The 17,707-nt window shown below is 66.1% G+C and carries 8 protein-coding genes; 4 read left to right on the top strand and 4 right to left on the bottom strand.

Features of this window, described 5'->3' with window-relative positions:
• Nucleotides 1-103: 103 nt before the first annotated feature.
• On the bottom strand, nucleotides 104-8,365 hold the full coding sequence (locus ACOOF5_RS14860; RefSeq protein ID WP_420440490.1) for a hypothetical protein: 8,262 nt from the start codon (nucleotides 8,363-8,365) through the stop codon (nucleotides 104-106).
• Nucleotides 8,366-8,575: 210 nt separating this feature from the next.
• Nucleotides 8,576-9,742: an acyl-CoA dehydrogenase family protein gene (locus ACOOF5_RS14855; RefSeq protein ID WP_420440488.1), complete on the bottom strand. Its 1,167-nt coding sequence runs from the start codon at nucleotides 9,740-9,742 to the stop codon at nucleotides 8,576-8,578.
• A 97-nt stretch (nucleotides 9,743-9,839) separates the two neighbouring features.
• On the opposite strand from ACOOF5_RS14855, the gene ACOOF5_RS14850 reads away from it, so the two are divergent.
• The 3 genes from ACOOF5_RS14850 (at nucleotide 9,840) to ACOOF5_RS14840 (ending at nucleotide 16,039) form a co-directional block, all read left to right on the top strand.
• Nucleotides 9,840-12,368 (top strand): CoA transferase, encoded by a 2,529-nt coding sequence (locus tag ACOOF5_RS14850; protein WP_420440486.1) that lies wholly within the window; start codon nucleotides 9,840-9,842, stop codon nucleotides 12,366-12,368.
• Between the two features lie 138 nt (nucleotides 12,369-12,506).
• Nucleotides 12,507-13,637 carry an LLM class flavin-dependent oxidoreductase gene (locus tag ACOOF5_RS14845; RefSeq protein ID WP_420440484.1) on the top strand — a complete coding sequence of 377 codons (1,131 nt, stop codon included), beginning with the start codon at nucleotides 12,507-12,509 and terminating at the stop codon, nucleotides 13,635-13,637.
• The gene (locus tag ACOOF5_RS14840; protein WP_420440482.1) at nucleotides 13,634-16,039 is read left to right on the top strand and encodes a molybdopterin-dependent oxidoreductase; all 2,406 of its coding nucleotides are present in this window, start codon (nucleotides 13,634-13,636) and stop codon (nucleotides 16,037-16,039) included. The genes ACOOF5_RS14845 and ACOOF5_RS14840 overlap by 4 nt, the downstream gene beginning before the upstream one ends.
• Before the next feature lie 7 nt (nucleotides 16,040-16,046).
• Here ACOOF5_RS14840 and ACOOF5_RS14835 read toward each other — a convergent pair whose 3' ends face one another.
• On the bottom strand, nucleotides 16,047-16,286 hold the full coding sequence (locus ACOOF5_RS14835; RefSeq protein ID WP_420440480.1) for a hypothetical protein: 240 nt from the start codon (nucleotides 16,284-16,286) through the stop codon (nucleotides 16,047-16,049).
• A 343-nt stretch (nucleotides 16,287-16,629) separates the two neighbouring features.
• Entirely contained in the window at nucleotides 16,630-17,319 is a 690-nt protein-coding gene (locus ACOOF5_RS14830) for a TIGR02453 family protein (protein ID WP_420440478.1), read from the bottom strand.
• A 130-nt stretch (nucleotides 17,320-17,449) separates the two neighbouring features.
• Between ACOOF5_RS14830 and ACOOF5_RS14825 the strand changes: the two genes are divergently transcribed.
• Complete coding sequence (locus ACOOF5_RS14825; protein ID WP_420440476.1) at nucleotides 17,450-17,704, top strand: DUF6457 domain-containing protein; 255 nt, start codon at nucleotides 17,450-17,452, stop codon at nucleotides 17,702-17,704.
• The last annotated feature ends 3 nt before the right edge of the window (nucleotides 17,705-17,707 follow it).

The raw sequence follows: 17,707 nt of genomic DNA, 5'->3' as shown, positions 1-17,707 counted from the left end.
CAGCAAGCGAATATCGATTCAGAGCATGAGCGGATAGGCGCTGACCTCTCGTGCGACGACTGGAAGGTTCAGCTGTCGGCTCATGTTGTTGCGCGCAACTGGGTCAGTCGTCGTCGGTGATGGTGCCGGTGGCGTAGAGGAAGCCGTCGCGGATGACGATTCCGCTGATGGCGTAGATGTACACGCGCAGCGTCTCGTCGTTTTCTGGGGTGTCGTCGTCGATGATCGGCACGGTGATCTCGATGGTCGTGTCGCCTGCGTCGAGTGTGAACGCCTTGTATTCGATGCTCCAGTCCTGCCACAGTGTCGCGGTGCGGCCGTATCCGCCGTAGCGGAACGTGATCGGGTCGGGATTGGGTTTCGACAGTGTCACCACGAAGGCGAGGTGCTGCGCGTCCTCGGCGGCGGTGGCGTCGCTGACGGTCACCGTCGGCGGACCGGCGGCGGCCAGATCGTTGTCCGACACCGCGACTGTCGCCGCGTTCTGCGTGGATGACACGGTGTAGCCCGTGCCGCTGCCCACTGTCACAGTCAGCGACCCGTCAGGCTCGTCGGTGCTGTCGTCGTGGGTGCCGAGGCTCACAGTGTGGGTGCCCGAAGTCGCCATCTGGATCGTCATCGGACCAGGCGACAAATGGAAGCTGCCGCTCTGAGAAATCGTCAGGCTGACCGTCAGGGGCGCCGTCGGTGCGGGACTGGCCGTGATCGTGTAGGTCGCATTGCCGCCTTCTGTCACCGCAGTGCCCCCGACGATGCTGATGACCGGCGTGCTCGGCGGCGGGTCGTCGTCGTCGGACACCGCCACCGTCGCCGCGCTCTGGGTCGCTGACACGGTGTAGCCGGTGCCGCTGCCCACTGTCGCGGTGACTGATCCGTCGGCCTCATCAGTGGTGTCGTCGGCGGTGGCGACGGTGAACGTCGCGGTGCCAGTCGTGGGAATCGTGACCGTCCGCTCACCGGTGGCAGCGAAGTCGCCGCTCTGCGACACGGTCACTCTGACGTCAAGACTCGCCGCAGGCACAGGACTGGCGGTGAGCGTGAACGACGCCGCAGTCCCCTCAGCGACATCGCTGCCCGCCGCGATGCTGACCTCGGGCACGTCGTCGTCGGCGACCGCGACCGTGGCGCTGCTGTCGCTCGACGACACGGTGTAGCCCGTGCCGCTGTCGACCGTGGCGGTGATCGACCCGTCGGCTTCGTCAGCCGTGTCATCGGTGGTGGCGACGGTCAGCGTGTGACTGCCGCTGGTGGGGATTGTCACGGTCCGTGCCCCGGTCGTCGCACCGTAATCGCCGCTCTGGGAGACGGTCACCGTTACGTCCAGGCTCGCCGCCGGGTTGGGAGACGCGGTGATAGTGAACGACGCTGCGGTCCCCTCGGTGACGGCGCTGCCCGCGGTGACGCTGATCTCGGGATCTTCGGGCTGCTGGGCTGCCTCGATGCATTCCAGCGCCTCACGGAACGGCTTCCACCCGAACCAGATCTGCTCACCCTCGAGCGCCTCAGCCGCAGTGAACGCAGTCAACTGATCATCGACCACATCACCGAACGCGATCAGCACCCGACGCCAGTTACGGCCATAACTCGGCTCGCGATCACGATTCAGGTCGAAATAGTCACGCGCCGACTCCAACACCTCATCAGAAACACAACCCGCAGGCACAGGCGGTGGTGGAGGCGGCGGGTCGTCGTCATCAGACACCGCCACCGTCGCCGCGCTCTGCGTGGACGACACGATGTAGCCGGTGCCTGTGCCGATCGTGACGGTGACCGACCCGTCGGCCTCATCAGCCGTGTCATCGGTGGTGGCGATGGTCAGCGTGTAACTGCCGCTGGTGGGGATTGTCACGGGGCGTGTCCCGATGGACACGCCGTAGTCGCCGCTCTGGGCGACGTTGACGCTGACAGTCAGCGCTGTCGCCGGTGTGGGGTTGGCTGTGAGCGTGAACGACGCCGCGGCGCCTTCTGTGACACCGCTGCCCGCAGCGATGCTGATCTCCGGATCAGCTGGCGGGGGCGGTGCGGGGTCGTCGTCTGCGACCGCGACCGTCGCCGAGCCGGCCGACGACGACACCGTGTAGCCGGTGCCGGTGTCCACCGACACCGACACCGAGCCGTCGGCCTCATCGACACTGTCACCGGTCGTGGCCACCGAAAGCGTGTAGCTGCCCGCTGAGGGGATCGTCACGGTCCGCGACCCGATCGTCGCACCGTAATCGCCGCTCTGGGAGACGGTCACCGCTACGTCCAGGTTCGCCGCCGGGTTGGGAGACGCGGTGATAGTGAACGACGCCGCGGTCCCCTCGGTTACGGCGCTGCCCGCGGAGACGCTGATCTCGGGGTCAGATTGCGGCGGGGGCTGCTGGCCTGCTTCGATGCATTCCAACGCCTCACGGAACGGCCGCCACCCGAACCAGATCTGCTCACCCTCAAGCGCCTCAGCCGCGGTCATCGCAGTCAACTGATCATCGGTCACGTCACCGAACGCCACCAGCACACGACGCCAGTTACGGCCAAAACCAGGCGCGCGATCACGGTTCAGGTCGTAATAGTCACGCGCCGACTCCAACACCTCATCAGAAACACAACCCGCAGGCACAGGCGGCGGTGGAGGCGGCGGGTCGTCGTCATCAGACACAGCGACAGTCGCCGCGCTCTGCGTGGACGACACGGTGTAGCCGGTGCCTGTGCCGATCGTGGCGGTGACCGACCCGTCTGCTTCGTCTGTGTTGTCGTTGGCGGTGGCAACGGTCAACGTGTAGCTGCCGCCGGTCGGGATCGTGACTGTTCGCACACCGGTGTCGGCACCGTAGTTGCCGCTCTGGGCGACGGTCACGCTGACCGACAGGGCTGACGCCGGTGCGGGGTTGGCTGTGAGCGTGAACGACGCCGCAGTCCCCTCAGTCACGGCGCTGCCCGCAGCGATGCTGATCTCCGGCACAGTCGGCGGCGGGTCGTCATCGTCGGACACAGCGACCGTCGCCGAGCCAGCCGACGACGACACTGTGTAGCCGGTGCCGCCGCTCACCGACACGGTTGCTGACCCGTCGGGTTCGTCGACGTTGTCACCGACAGTAGAGACGGTCAAGGTGTAACTGCCGCTGGAGGGGATCGTCACCGTCCGCGACCCGGTCGCCGCACCGAAATCGCCGCTCGCCGACACAGTCAATTCGACCGGCAGAGCCGCATACGGCGTCGGGGCCGCGGTCACCGTGAACGTCGCGTCGCCGCCCTCAGTGATCCCCGAACCAGCCGCGACACCGACCTCGGGCACATCATTATCGGCCACCGCGACCGTGGCGCTGCTGTCGCTCGACGACACTGTGTAGCCGGTGCCAGTGCCGACCGACACGGTTACTGACCCGTCGGCCTCGTCGATGCTGTCACCGGTGGTGATGACGGCCAGGGTGTAGCTGCCGCTGGCGGGGATCGTGACAGTCCGCGTTCCGGTCGTCGCACCGAAATCGCCTGACTGCGACACCGTCACGTCGACCGACAAAACAGCAGTCGGCGCCGGTGACGCGGTGAGCGTGAACGACGCTGCGGCTCCCTCGGTGACGGCGCTGCCCGCAGCGATGCTGATCTCCGGATCTTCGGGCTGCTGGGCTGCCTCGATGCATTCCAACGCCTCACGGAACGGCTTCCACCCGAACCAGATCTGCTCACCCTCAAGCGCCTCAGCCGCAGTGAACGCAGTCAACTCATCATCGACCACATCACCGAACGCGATCAGCACCCGACGCCAGTTACGGCCATAACTCGGCGCGCGATCACGGTTCAGGTCGTAATAGTCACGCGCCAACTCCAGCGTCTCATCAGAAACACAACCCGCAGGAGGCGGTGGCGGTGGCGGAGGCGGATCGTCGTCATCAGACACCGCCACTTTCGCCGCGCTTTGCGTAGTTGACACCGTGTAGCCCGTCCCGGTGGACAGCGTCACCGTCACCGAGCCATCAGATTCGTCGATGCTGTCGTTGGTGGTGCCGAGGCTCAGGGTGTGGGTGCCCGACGTCGCGATCTGAACAGTCGTCGGACCGGTCCCCACGTAGTAGTCGCCGCTCTGGGAGACCGTCACATTGACCGTCAAAGGCGTCGCCGGTGAGGGACTGGCCGTGAGCGTGTACGTCGCATTCCCGCCCTCGGCCACCGCCGAGCCGCCGACGATGCTGATGACCGGCAACGGATCGTCATCATCAGACACCGCCACCGTCGCGGCGCTCTTCGTTGCCGAAACCGTGTAGCCCGTGCCGCTGCCCACCGTCGCAGTGACCGAACCGTCCGCCTCGTCGACGCTGTCATCGCTGGTAGCCACAGCCAAGGCGAAACTGCCCGACGCCGGAATCGTCACCGTCCGCGAACCAGTCGCGACGCCGAAATCGCCGTCCTGGGCTACCGCGACCGTCACATCCAAACCAGCCGCAGGCACGGGACTGGCTGTCAACGTGAACTCAGCGTCGCCGCCCTCGGTGACCCCGCCGCCCGCGGCAATGCTGACCTCGGGAACGTCATCGTCGGCAACAGCCACTGTGGCGCTCCCACTGCCCGACGAGACTGTGTAGCCCGTGCCTGCGCTGACGGCCGAGGTGACCGAGCCGTCCGCCTCATCGGCGGAGTCGTTCGTTGTCGCGATGGTGAACGTCTTTGATCCAGACGCCGGAATCGTCACCGTCCTCGAACCCGTCGTCGCGCCGAAGTCACCGCTCTGCGACACATTGATCGTCACGTCCAGATCAGCTGCAGGCTTGGGCGTCGCGGTCACTGTGAAACTCGCAGCAGACCCCTCAGAAACACCGCTGCCCGCCGCGATGCTGACTTCGGGTTCAGTCGGTCTCGTCGCCAAGCCCGAGATGGTCAGAGAAAAGTCACCGGTTTTCGATCTGAAGAGGGTGGTCGCCTCGATGGTGTACCAACCTGCCGCGAGAGTTTCGCTGATGCGGGAGTTCGGGTTTCCCCCGCCGATGTCGTCGTTCTCATGCAGCGGCTGGCCGCTCTGGGTGTCCTTTCCTGAGCGCAGGAACAAATAGGTGTCGTGACCCGACGTGAGGTCGATGGTGATCTTGCTTGATTGCTCCAGCTCGAAGATGTAATACCGAGCCCAGCGGGTCAAGTACTCATACGTACGCTGAAACGTAAACGACTCGCAGTCAGTGCCCCATGCCCCTGAGACGGTGCCGTCGGCGGTCAGCGCTTCGGTGCAGATTCCTCCGTCATCGTTGGCGACGTTGACCGTCGCGATGCCGGCACCAGTTCGCTCCGATACCGAGATTGTCGAGGACACGGCATAACCGTTGCCGTCGGCGATCGCCGCAGTGATGGACCCTGCCGGCTCGCGGACGCTGTCGTTGTCTGTGGGAACCGTCAAGGTGGCGCTGCCCGTGGCGGGAATCGTCACCGTCTGCGAGCCGGTCGTGGCGAAATCCCCGTCTTGCGTGACCGCAACAGTGACATCGAGGTCAGACGCAGGCGCGGGGGAGGCCGTGAGAGTGAAGCTGGCGTCTTCGCCCTCAGTGATGTCGTCGTCGCCGGCGATGCTGATCACCGGCACCGATGTCTGCGGGCTCAAACCCCGGATCTGCATCTTGAAAGCGCCGATCTTCTCATGATCGAGCGAAGTTGCCTCGATCGTGTACCAGCCAGCGCTGAGCCCTTCGGCGATGCGGGCGTTCAAGTAGAGGGCTGCGCCGGGCGGGTTCTGTGATTCTCCCGCGTTGTCATTGAAATGCAAGGGCGTCCCCGACCGCGCGTCCTTGCCGAGACGCAGCATGAGGTAGGGATTCAGCTCCGTCGACTCCATCTCGATAACGACACCGCTTTGTTGGGCAATCTCGAACGAGTAGAAACGGGCGTACCGCTTGCTGTCTTCTGAGTAGAAGCTCTGCTTGCAGTTCGTGACCAACGTGCCGTCGACAGAGCCGTCGGCGGCCACGATGTCATGGCAGCTGAAGTTGTCGTTGTCGTTCACGCCGACAGTGGCTGCCGACGCGCTGGACGACACGTCATAGTCAGTGCCTTTGACGAGCGTCGCGGTGATGCCGCCGTTCACCTCGGGGACGTTGTCGTTCGCGGTGGACAGGACGAGATCGGTGCTGCCGGTGCTGGTGGGGATGTTGATGGTGCGCGTGCTGGGTGTCACCCCGTAGTCGCCCGTCGTCGTCACCTGCACCTTGACGGGCAGCGGCGAACTCGGTATCGGGCTGGCAGTCACCGTGAAGGTAACGTTGGAACCCTCGGTGACCTCGGCGCCGCCGCTGAGACTGACCTCAGGCACCGCCGCCAAGCCGCTGACAGAAAGCGAGAACGCACCGGTCTGCGAGTCGGCGGCCGTGGTCGCTTCGATCGTGTAGGTACCCGCCGCGAGCGTGGCGCTGATCCGGGCGTTGTTACCGGTGCCGCCGTTGTCGTCGCTGTGCAGCGCAGCGCCCTGTTGGGCGTTGTAGCCATTGCGCAGGCGGAGATACGAATCGACGCTCGACGATAGGTCGATCGTCACCGCCGATTCCTGCAAAACCCTGATGTTGTAGTAACGGCCGCTCTTGGCGGAGTCGACAGCTGCGACGCAGTCATTGGTCCAGCTGCCCGGTGTGGTTCCCGAACCGTTGAGGTCCTGAGCGCAACTCGGTGAGGGCAGCTGCGCGAAGCCGTGCCCCCAAGTGTTGTTCGGCACGACGTCGCCGTTCGGCTTGGCGTGCGTCTTGAGGTAACCGGTGACATCTGCTGGGGCAAAGCCGGGATTCTGCTGGACAACGAGCGCGGCCAGGCCGCCGACATGGGGGGCAGCCGCGCTGGTGCCCTGGAACCGGCCGCGTGTGACGGTCCCCATCCCGGCCGCGCCGACAATGTCGGGCTTGATACGTCCGTCGGGAGTCGGCCCGCGGCTGCTGTAACTGTAAACCCCCACCGGGCTGCCGGCCCCCACGGCCAGCATGCCGGGATGCGGGCTGTCCGCAGGAGACTGAACGCTGTAACCGTCTGATTGCGTCCCGAGGACGCCACCCCAAGTGACCAACTGAATCCAGCTGGGCTTGGACCCGTCCATCGACTTGACCCTCAAAGCAACGGTGCGAGATTGCCATCCTCTGTTGATGACGGTGACCCACTCGAAGGGATCGTGATGGGCGCCTCCGGTCTGCGAGTCGTTCGCCGTCGCAAAGACAGACTCATCGGGAGAGCCGGGCTTGCTCACCACCATCAAAGCAAGGTCGTCGTCGGCACCACCCCATGTGTCGTCCCAGCGCATGAACACACGCGCGCGCTCGAACGGCTTCAAGGTCAGGTACTGATCTTCGACACCGGTCCTCCACTCGTGAATGTTGTCTTTGTCGGCATCCGCGAACGGGCCGTACCAAGTGTCTCGATGCCAGTTCCCAGCTGCGTTCACCCACACGATGCCGTTGTCAGCCGCCCACTTCACCGTGTTGAGCGGGCCGTAGGCGTATGGGCTGGTGCCATCGGGCGGGCCGTGGAACTGCCAAATGACTGAGTAGACGATGACCCCGACACCCTCGCGGTGCATCCACTCCGCCGTACTGCGAAGATCACCCCTCGAAGACGGATTGGCGATGTACAGGCTGGCCTCAGGGGCCACATCCATCACCGTCTCGGCCACGATGGTGCCGTGAGTCGAACCGCCCGCGGCAGAGCAGTCAGCGATGTCGCTCGTGTGTTTGCCCAGATCGGTGTAACACCGAGCACTGACGGCACTCGGCAGATCGGTGCCCAACAGTGCAGGCGCACCGGTGAAACCATCCCTAGTCGTGGACCCGCTTGGCAAGTCGATCACGCCGATCTTCACGCCTTGGCCCTTGATCCCGGCGTCGTGCCAGGCGCTAGCGAGGTGCCACGCGACACCGCCGCTAGTGACCGTGCCTCTGGCCTGCAACGGCCGCGCCAGCTCTCGCGCCCAGCTCACCCCGGGCGTCCGCGCCAACCGGGCCAGCGCGGTCGGCGGCACATAGGCCTCGATGTAGCTGCCAAGCACGTTGCGGACATCTCCGCCGCTGGCGTTGATCACATCGACAACGCGCCCGACGTCGCCGTCGACGATGATCGACAGCGCCAGCATCGAGGCGGTGTGATTCCCGCTGTCGCCCGGCTGCAATGGCGAGGCAGCGACGCCGTCGGCCGAGCCTCCGCCGCCCGAGTCTCCGCCCCAAAGGAAGTCGGCGCCGTATTGCGCGCCAAAAGGATCGTCGGCGAGGCCGCTGAGGCCCGAGCCGAGATTGGGATAGGTGAGGCCGCCTTGCACAGGCAGCGCCGGCGGCGCGAGGCCCTGCGAGAGATCGAACCCGCCGCCCTCGGCGTGCACTTCGGTAGTGAGCGCCGCCACCAAGGCCAGCGACGTCAACAGTGCGGCCCCGAGCCTCAACGACGAATGCTGTCTGCGCATCTGTGATTCCTTCAAGCCAATTTTCGCGAGCGCTCGGATTACGAGCACACGTTCCTATTCGCCATCGATGTGATCGTGCTGCAACTTGATAGGCCGCTGAGCCTAAATCGTGAGTTCCGAGGGGTGATTCACCCTGGGCGGCTTCTGTAGATGTCAAGTGCGAGGCGCTTGCGCCAGATCATCGAGTCGTCAGAAGTTGCGGTCGCCTGCGTCCTGGCCCAGCAGCACCCGGCCTGCGGTGTCGATCTGGTAGCTGCCCACCATGAAGTGCCCGGCTACTGCCCGCACGTCGTTGAGCAGCCCGCCGAGTGGCGATGCCGTGAAGTTGGCCGTGCTGCCGGCTGCGGTGACGAGCGTCTCGACCGCCTCGATGCAGTTCTGGACGCTCCATGAGCAAGCCAGCCGGGCGCGCGCGTGCTGGGCGGGCGTCACTTCGCCATGCGCGGCGGCGGTGCTCCAGATCTCATCGAGCTGATCGGCGACGAACGCCTGGCCGGCCCCGAGCAAGGCTTCCGCGCGGGCCATCGCGGCGTGCGCATCGGGTCGTGACGCCAACTCCGAGCGGGCAAACAGCGGGGTCTTCGTGTCGGCCAGCGCGGCGAATTCGTCGATTGCGCGGCGGGCGATTCCCGACGCTACGCCGGTCTTGGGAAATGGGAATCGCAGGCCTGAAGGCAGCCGGTAGAAGGGGTGCTCGTTGGGTTTGGGCAACGAGTGGTTGGCCACGACCGCCGCGTAGTGAGCCGGTACGAAATGCTCGCTGAGCACCACATCGTTGCTGCCGGTTCCGCGCAGGCCCACGGTATGCCAGGTGTCCTCGATGAGGCCCGGGTCGGCCGGGATCAAGATGTGGCAGAGGTCCTTGGGCTGTGTGCCCTCCACCACGTTGGCCACTACCCACCAGTCGGCTGCCGTGCAGCCGCTGACGAACGTCCAGCGCCCACTCGCCATCCAGCCACCCTCGACCGGGCGAACGAGCCCCCGGGGCACGCCCGAGCCGGCGATGACGGCGTCAGGATGGGTGGCGTAGAACCGAGACACCGTCTCGCCTTCGAGATGGGCGGCGAAGATCTCCGCCTCCTCGTTGCAGGTCATGGCGACCCAGCCCGTCGAGGGATGCGCGTAGGACAGGCGGTGGGTGAACTCGATGAACTCCGCGGGGTGGCGACCCAGCCCGCCGAGCTCTTCGGGCACGAGCAGACGCATGAGTCCCAGCCGCCCCAGATCGGCCATGATGTCGCGGTCGGGAATGCGCTGCGCGTCGCTGCGTTCCCCGCAGGCGCGGACGCGAGCGAGCATCTCGTCGACGAGCTCGGGCGGCCCGAGCCATCGTCCACCGGAGTCAGACGAGGCCATCCGGGCAAGCTAACCGCACAGCCACCCCAGTCGCCTGCGTATCGTCGTGGGGCGACGCGCTGCGGCAGCAGGCCGACAACCAGGTCACGGACGGCAGATGGATCCACTCGACAACATCGCTCCCGGCGCGGCGGCTGCGCCGATTGCCGGCATGAGAGTGCTGGATCTGACCGATCACCGGGGCGAGCTGGGGCCGTGGATGCTGGCTGAGCTGGGTGCCGACGTGATCAAGATCGAACCGCCGGGCGGAAGCCCGGCGCGATCAGCGTTGCCGCTGCGAACCCCCAGCGGGGCAGACCCTGACACCGCTTCGCCGGACCTGCACAGCTGGCAGTTCTGCGCCTACAACTCGAACAAGCGCTCTGTCGTTCTTGACCTCGACAACACTGACGACCGCCAAGTCTTCGAGCGTCTCGTGCGCAGCGCTGACTTCGTCTACGAATCGGGCGTGCCCGGCACGCTGGCTGAAGCCGGCTACCTCACCGGCGATCTGCGTGCGCTGAATGGCCGGATCATCCACGTCCAAGTCACGCCGTTCGGACTCGACGGCCCTCGCAGCGCCGATCCTGCCTCGGAGCTGTCGTTGGCGGCGCTGGGCGGTTCCGCGAACATGCAGGGCGTCTTCGAGCGGGCGCCGGTCAAGGCTTCGATCGCACAGGCATGGCGCCACGCCGGTGCGGAGGCCGCTGCAGCGGGGCTGATGGCCCATGCTCGCATGCGCGCCAACGGCGATGGACAGCACGTCGCCGTGTCGGCCCAGGCCGCCATGACGTGGACGCTGTTGAACGCCATGGAGACTCATGCGATCTGCGGCCGGGATTTCCAGCGCTCGGGCACCATGGTCAACCTCGCCGCACCGCTGCAGATGCGCTACCGGACCAAGGACGGTTGGGCGATCGGCGTTGCCCGAGGGGTGGCGACCGGTCGGCTGCTCGAGTGGTACATCGAACAAGGCCTGGCCGATGAGAGCTGGCACGACGAAGACTGGGACACCTATGACCTGCGGGCATCGCGGGGCGAGCCGGTCAGTCACACGTTCGATGAGCTCTACGTGGCGATGGTGGCGCTGTGTGAGCGGCACACCAACGCTGAGCTCTTGGAGCGATCGGTGGAGCTGGGCGAGACCATCGCCCCGGTCCACACAGTGGCCGACCTGGTCGAATTCGAGCACCTGCGGGCCAGAGACTTCTGGCGTTCTGCAGAACTCGCCGGCACGTCGACGGTGGAATTCCCCGGTGGACCTGCGACGATCAACGGCGTTCGCATCGGCACGCGGCGACGACCGCCGCTGGTCGACGAGCACGGAGCAGAGATCCGAGCCGAAGCCGCAGACGCCGCCGAGACAACCACGCACGATGACGTGGTTGAGCCTCCGGAATCCGTGCTCGAACCGTCCGCATGGAGCGTCGGGAACGCCGAGTTGCCATTCGCCGGTCTGAAGGTCGCCGACTTCAGCTGGATCGGGGTTGGGCCCATCACCGCGAAAGCGTTCGCGGACCACGGTGCAACGGTCGTGCGGATCGAATCGGCGGGACGTATCGATGGTCTGCGTGCGAATCCGCCGTTCAAGGACGATGTCATCGATGTCGACATGGCGCACTTCTTCGGCACGTTCAACACCTCGAAGCTCAGCATCGACATCGACCTCAAGACGGCTGCGGGCGTCGACATCGCCCGTCGGATGATCGCCTGGGCCGATGTGGTCGTGGAATCGTGGACACCGGGAACCTTCGCCCGCAACGTCGCCGACGACGACCTCATCGCCGAGATGAACCCGAACGCCATCGTGGTGCACACGTCGCTGCTGGCCAGCGGCGGTCCGCTGTCGCGCATGGGCGGTTTCGGCTATCACGCCGCTGCCATCGCCGGCTTCTATCCGGTGGTGGGATGGCCCGACCTGCCGCCCGACGGGCCGTATCTCGCCTATACCGACACGATCTCGCCCCGCATCATCACCGCCACCGTGCTCGCGGCGCTGGATCGCCGACGCCGCACGGGCAAGGGCTGTGTCATCGAAGCAGCACAGCTTGAATGCGGCCTGCAATTCCTGGCACCCGAGCTGGCCGACTATGCCGGCAGCGGGACGGTGGCCACCCGTAACGGCAACCGGAATCCCGATGTTGCGCCGCAGGGTGTGTACCCGTGCGAGGGCGACGATCGGTGGTGCGCCATAACGATCGCCGACGACGCCCAATGGAAGACATTTGTGGGGCTGATGGGAGCACCCAAGTGGACCCAGGCGGCCGAGCTGTCAACGCTGGAAGGCAGGTTCGCTGCCCACGATGCCATTGACGACGAGATTTCCGCGTGGACGGGCACCCAAGACGCTGTGAATCTGGAACGGCTCCTGGCAGGGGCTGGGATCGCGGCGGGCATGGTGCAGCGCAGCAGCGACCTCCTCGCGGATCCGCAGTACGCCTACCGTGGCTTCCACCGGTGGCTGGAGCACCCCCGAATGGGAACCGTTCCCTATTCGGGTCACCAGTATCAGATCGCCGATTACGACCACGGGCCGCGATTTGCAGCACCCATGCTTGGTCAGCACACGTTCGACGTCCTCAGCTCCGAACTCGGCCTCACCGATGAGCAGATCGCTGACGCCGCTGCCGCCGGGGCACTGGGCTGAAGGCTCACCGCCCAGCCTCTGGCTCGAAAGGGCGCTCGGATGGGTGACCTTTGCGTTGTCGCACCAGCTATTTCCCGCTCTAGTTCGCTGTCGCTCACGGGCCGCTCGGGCCACGGCTTCGCCTCTTAGCCTGACGCTGTGAGTTCTGCACAGCCTGTGCCGCTGTCCGCGCTGGACCTGGCCACCGTCTCAGCGGGCGGCACCAGCGCGCAGGCGCTCGCAGAGACCACCGAGCTTGCCCGGGCAGCCGATCGGCTGGGCTACGAGCGGTTCTGGGTGGCCGAGCATCACAACATCGACACCGTTGCAAGCACGTCGCCCGCAGTGCTGATTGCCCACCTTGCTGCTCACACTGAGCGGATCAAGCTGGGTTCGGGCGGCGTCATGCTCCCCAATCACAGCCCGGCAGTTGTCGCTGAGCAGTTCGCAATGCTCGAAGCGCTGCATCCGGGGCGCGTCGACCTCGGCGTCGGACGAGCACCTGGCAGCGATCGCATCTCCGCCGCCGCTGTGCGAGGACCTGCCGAAGACGCTGCAGTGCCCGACCCCTGGCAAGTGGACGACTTTCCGAGCCACCTGATCGACTTGATGGCATACCTCGGCGATGTGCGCACTACCGAGGGGCCTTGGTCTGACTTTCGTGCAACGCCGAAGGCCACTTCGGCGCCTGCGGTGCTGCTGCTGGGATCCAGCGGCTACTCAGCGCAATTGGCTGGCTACTTGGGCCTGCCGTTCGCATTCGCCCACCATTTCGACGGCGGCGGCGTGCTGGGCGCGCTCGACCTCTACCGCCAGCGCTTCCAGCCATCTGCCGTACTGGACGAGCCGTACGTGATGGTGAGTGTCGGGCTGGTCACGGCCGCTGATACTGAAACGGCGCAGTACCACGCTGCACCGTCGCTGCTGCGACGATGGGGCATTCGCACGGGTCGGTTCTGGCCATTGTTCTCGCCGGACGAAGCGATGTCGCATCCCGAATGGCAACGCGCCGCCACCATGCCGACGAACGCCATCGTCGGGGATCCCGGTGAGGCGGTGGCCGCACTCGAAGAACTCGCCGATGCGACGGGAGCCGACGAGCTGATGATCCACACATCCACGTTCGGGCTTGCGGAACGAATCGTCAGCCTCGAACTCCTGGCCGACGCGTGGCAGCAGCGAACAAGCGCCCGGAACGGCGACGACGCTCTCCCCGCCGATGAGCACGCGCAGCGACTGGGCGTTCGAGAAGCGAGTCCAGCCGCCGGCACCGCGGCGGCCACGCCATGAGCGCCGCACACGACACGCCCCGCACCGGCGTGCGCACGACGGCGATGGGAACGCACTTCGGATCGTTCCTCATCGACTCGCACGACGGCGAAGTGGTGGCAGTGCGCGGCCATCCCACCGATCCCGAGCCCTCACATCTGGGGGAGTCGCTGCGCCACTTCGCCGAGAACCGGGTCATGCGTCCAGCAGTGCGGCAGTCCTGGTTGCGCGACGGACCCGGGGCGGCGACCCACTTGCGAGGCGCCGACCCGTTTGTGGAGGTCGACTGGGATATAGCACTCGACCTGGTGGCCGCAGAGCTGACCCGGGTGCGCGACGACCACGGCAATGCCTCGATCTTCGGCGGGTCCTACGGCTGGGGCTCCGCGGGACGCTTCGGGCTGGCATCGAGCCAGCAGCACCGGTTCATGCGCTTCTTCGGCGGCTGCACCGACCAGAAGGGCACATACTCGTCTGCCGCCGCTGAGGCGATCTTCCCCTACATGCTCGGCATGGGCTACCACGCCGGCATCGCCCGGCAGACCTCCTGGTCGGTCATCTGCGAGCACACCGAGCTCTTCGTGTGCTTCGGCGGGATGCGCGCGACCAACAACCACGTCACCTACGGCGGCCAAGGCCCGCATCATCACAACGACTGGGTCGCCCGGGCGGCCGCGGAAGGTGTGGAATTCCTGAACGTCGGTCCGTTGCGAGACGACTTCGGCACAGCGGCTGATGCACGTTGGCTCCCGATACGGCCCGGCACCGATGTGGCGCTCATGGCAGGGATCATCCACACGCTCGTCACTGACGGTCTGGCGGACCTGGACTTCCTGACGACCTACTGCGAAGGCTGGGATCGGTTTCGGGCACACGTGCTGGGCGAGGGGCTCGCTGCGGCATGTGGCGATTGGACCGGCCCCACGCCGTGGGCACAGGCAGTCGACTACGACACGCCGAAGTCGGCGCAGTGGGCGGCGGAGGTGACCGGGATCGACGCCGATGACATCGTCGCGCTCGCGCACGAGATGGCCGCCAAGCGGACACTGGTCAACCTCAGCTTGTCTACCCAGCGGGCTCACCACGGCGAGCAGCCGTACTGGATGGCTCTGGCGCTGGCTTGCGTGCTTGGCCAGGTCGGCCTGCCGGGCGGCGGTTACGTCTTCAGCTTCGGCACCCAGGGCAACACCGGCGCGGGCCAGACGCGTGCCCGCATCCCCGGGCTCCCGGTGCCGATGCGCCAACCCGGGCCTCCGACCATCGCCGTCTCTCGGATCACCGAGATGTTGGAGGGGCCCCGCCAGCCGTTCGACTTCGACGGGCGTTCGGGGCGCTTTCCCGATGTCCGGCTCGTGTACTGGTCGGGCGGGAACCCCTTCCATCACCACCAGGACCTGAACCGCCTGATGCGAGCGTGGCAGCGACCCGAGACGATCGTGGTGCAGGAGCCGTTCTGGTCGCCGATCGCCCGGCGTGCCGACATCGTGCTGCCGGCAACGACGCCGCTCGAGCGCAACGACATCGGCGGCGCCGAGACGATGCTGATAGCGATGGCAGCGGTGGCCGAACCCGTGGGGGAGTCACGCGACGACTACTGGATCTTTGCCCGCTTGGCTGAGCGCCTGGGCTTCGGCGAGCAATTCACCGAAGGACGTACAGCAGACGAGTGGATCGAGGTCATCTACGAGATTCACCGAGCTGCGGATCCGCAGGCCCCGCCGTACGAGGACTTTCGCCGGGACGGCTATGCGATGGCGCCAGGTATGGCGTTGATGGGTGATCCCGAGCAGATCTTTCTCGAGGCATTCCGCGCTGACCCGGTTGGCAAGCCATTGCGAACGCCCAGCGGCCGGATCCAACTCTGGAACGACGAGATCGCCGAGTACGGCTACGACGACTGCCCGCCGCATCCGGCGTGGATGGAGCCATACGAGCGGTTGGGGGGTGCCGGCAGCGACCGATGGCCATTGCACCTGGTGTCGAATCAGCCCAAGGCCCGACTTCACAGCCAATTCGACCATGCCGCTCCCAGCCAAGCAACCAAGGTTGCGGGGCGCGAGCCGGTGCGCATCCACCCGGATACGGCCGCCGCACGGGGGATCTCCGAGGGCGATGTTGTGCGCCTGTACAACGATCGGGGCGCCTGCTTGGCGGGTGCTGTGCTGGACGATTCGGTCATGCCCCAAGTCGTACAGCTCTCCACCGGCGCTTGGTACGACCCTGCGCCCGACGGCACGTGCCGAGCGGGCAACCCCAACACGCTCACGGCTGATATCGGCACCAGTCGCCTTGCCCAAGGACCGTCAGCGCACACCTGCCTCGTCGAGGTCGAGCGCTACCGCGGCGAACCACCAGCCGTCGAGTCGTACCAACCGCCGCAAATCGTGCCGCTCGCGCCGAGCGAGGAGACTGCTGAGCAGTGAGCCACTGCTAGTCCTGATTCTTCGCGAGTCCCGTGTGCGGGGTTGTGTGGGTCGCCCCGTCGCGGCCGGCGGCCTGTTGAGGGGGCTCGACGAGGCGATGCAGGCGTGCGGCGATCGCTAGCGCTTGTGGGGTGTCGGCCATCGCTGTGACGTCGGCGTGTGCGCTGCGCAGCAGTCGGCGTTCGTTGGCGGTGAGCGCAGCGGTGGCGATGTCGCTGCTGCGCAAGAGGGACGCGAGCAGGAACACGTCTGCTCGGTGTCGGCTGGGTTGGCGCCCTCCGGGGGCGGCACTGAGGTGGCCGGGTCCCGTTCGGCTTGGTGCAGAAAGACCATCTGTCCGCCGATGAGGGTCCAATTGGCGCCGAGCCGCGGTGCGAGATCGATGAGGACATCCCAAGCCGCGGCCTGCAGACCGTTCAGTGCAGGCAGCTTGACCTGCGCCAGCCGGCTGTTCACCGGCGACTGGCGGAGCTAAGATGCGGCACCAGCCGCCTTGCACAAGGACCGTCAGCGCACACGTGCCTCGTCGAGGTCGAGCGCTACCGAGGCGACCTGCCGGGTATTAAGCCTTCGACGGAGCCTGAGTCTGCTCAGAAGTCGAGATTCACAGCTCCGCAGAGGAATGCCATGAGGGGACGCGTCTCGTTGCACCACGCGGTGATGACCGCCGGAAACTCGGGCTTGAGCGCCATGTCGTGGTCGAAGTCGCGCACCGCTATGAAGCTCTTGCGCTTGAGGTCCTCGATCATCGGGTGATCGATCGACCAGTCTCGGGGTGAGCGCTTGAGCCGCTCGCCCTCCATCCGCCAGCCGTCGGACTGGCAGGTGTCTCGTGCCCCGATCCAGGCTTCGGTGCGTTCGTCGATGGCTATCCGGTAGGCCGCCAATGCGTCTCGATCCGGCATCCAGCTCCCGGCGCCGAAGAAGCAGCTCTCGGTCGACAAGTGGACGTAATAGCCGGGAGCGTGGACGTCGTTGGCGCGCAGATGCCGGAACTGGATGCCCACGTTGGTCTTGTAGGGCGTCTTGTCAGCCGAGAATCGAGTATCACGGAAGACTCGCATGAGCGAGCCGCCCACCTTGGTGTCACGAGCCGTCATGTGCGGCGAGATCTCGGCGAGCAGCGGGCGCACGGCTCGGATCAGGTCGAAGGCCGGCTCGCGCACCTCCTCCTCGTAGCGCTCACGATTCTCGTTGAACCAATCCCGGTTGTTGTTGGCCTCGAGCTCCTCGAGAAATTCGTACAGCTCTGGCCCGAAGATGCCTCCGTCGTCGCTCACCGCAGTCCCTTCCTCCGGAGGCGGCTCCGCTGCCGTCGACTCCCGCCCAAGCGCACCGTATCGATCCAGTGCAGAGCGGCAAGCATGAATCGCCTGCAGCGATGCGCGGAGCCAAACGTACGCTGTGACAATGAGCGACGAGACGGGTTCTGATGCGCCGGGCACGACGGCGGTTGAGTGGCTTGCTGGCTTTGCGGAGGTCATCGGCGCTGCGGCTCCGGGCGCCGAGGTGATGAACGAACTGCTCGATCTCGCTGGCGTCGCGGCCCACGACTCTGAGCGGATGGCGGCCCCGATTGCCTGCTGGATGGCAGGTGTTGCCGGTGTCAACCCTGCTGAAGCGCTCGAACGCGCCCGGCGATACGCCGCTGACCGGCCACGCTGAGTT

Origin of the sequence: Candidatus Poriferisodalis sp. (genome assembly GCF_965214215.1) — a bacterium.
GTDB lineage: Bacteria > Actinomycetota > Acidimicrobiia > Acidimicrobiales > Poriferisodalaceae > Poriferisodalis.
Note: the sequence above shows the minus strand (reverse complement) of the source record. Positions and strands in the feature narration are given on the sequence as shown.

Coding starts and splice junctions, on each gene's coding strand:
- ACOOF5_RS14855 (WP_420440488.1), bottom strand. CDS start 9,742: ATGGCCTCGTCTGACTCCGGTGGACGATGGCTCGGGCCGCCCGAGCTC.
- ACOOF5_RS14850 (WP_420440486.1), top strand. CDS start 9,840: ATGGATCCACTCGACAACATCGCTCCCGGCGCGGCGGCTGCGCCGATT.
- ACOOF5_RS14840 (WP_420440482.1), top strand. CDS start 13,634: ATGAGCGCCGCACACGACACGCCCCGCACCGGCGTGCGCACGACGGCG.
- ACOOF5_RS14825 (WP_420440476.1), top strand. CDS start 17,450: ATGAGCGACGAGACGGGTTCTGATGCGCCGGGCACGACGGCGGTTGAG.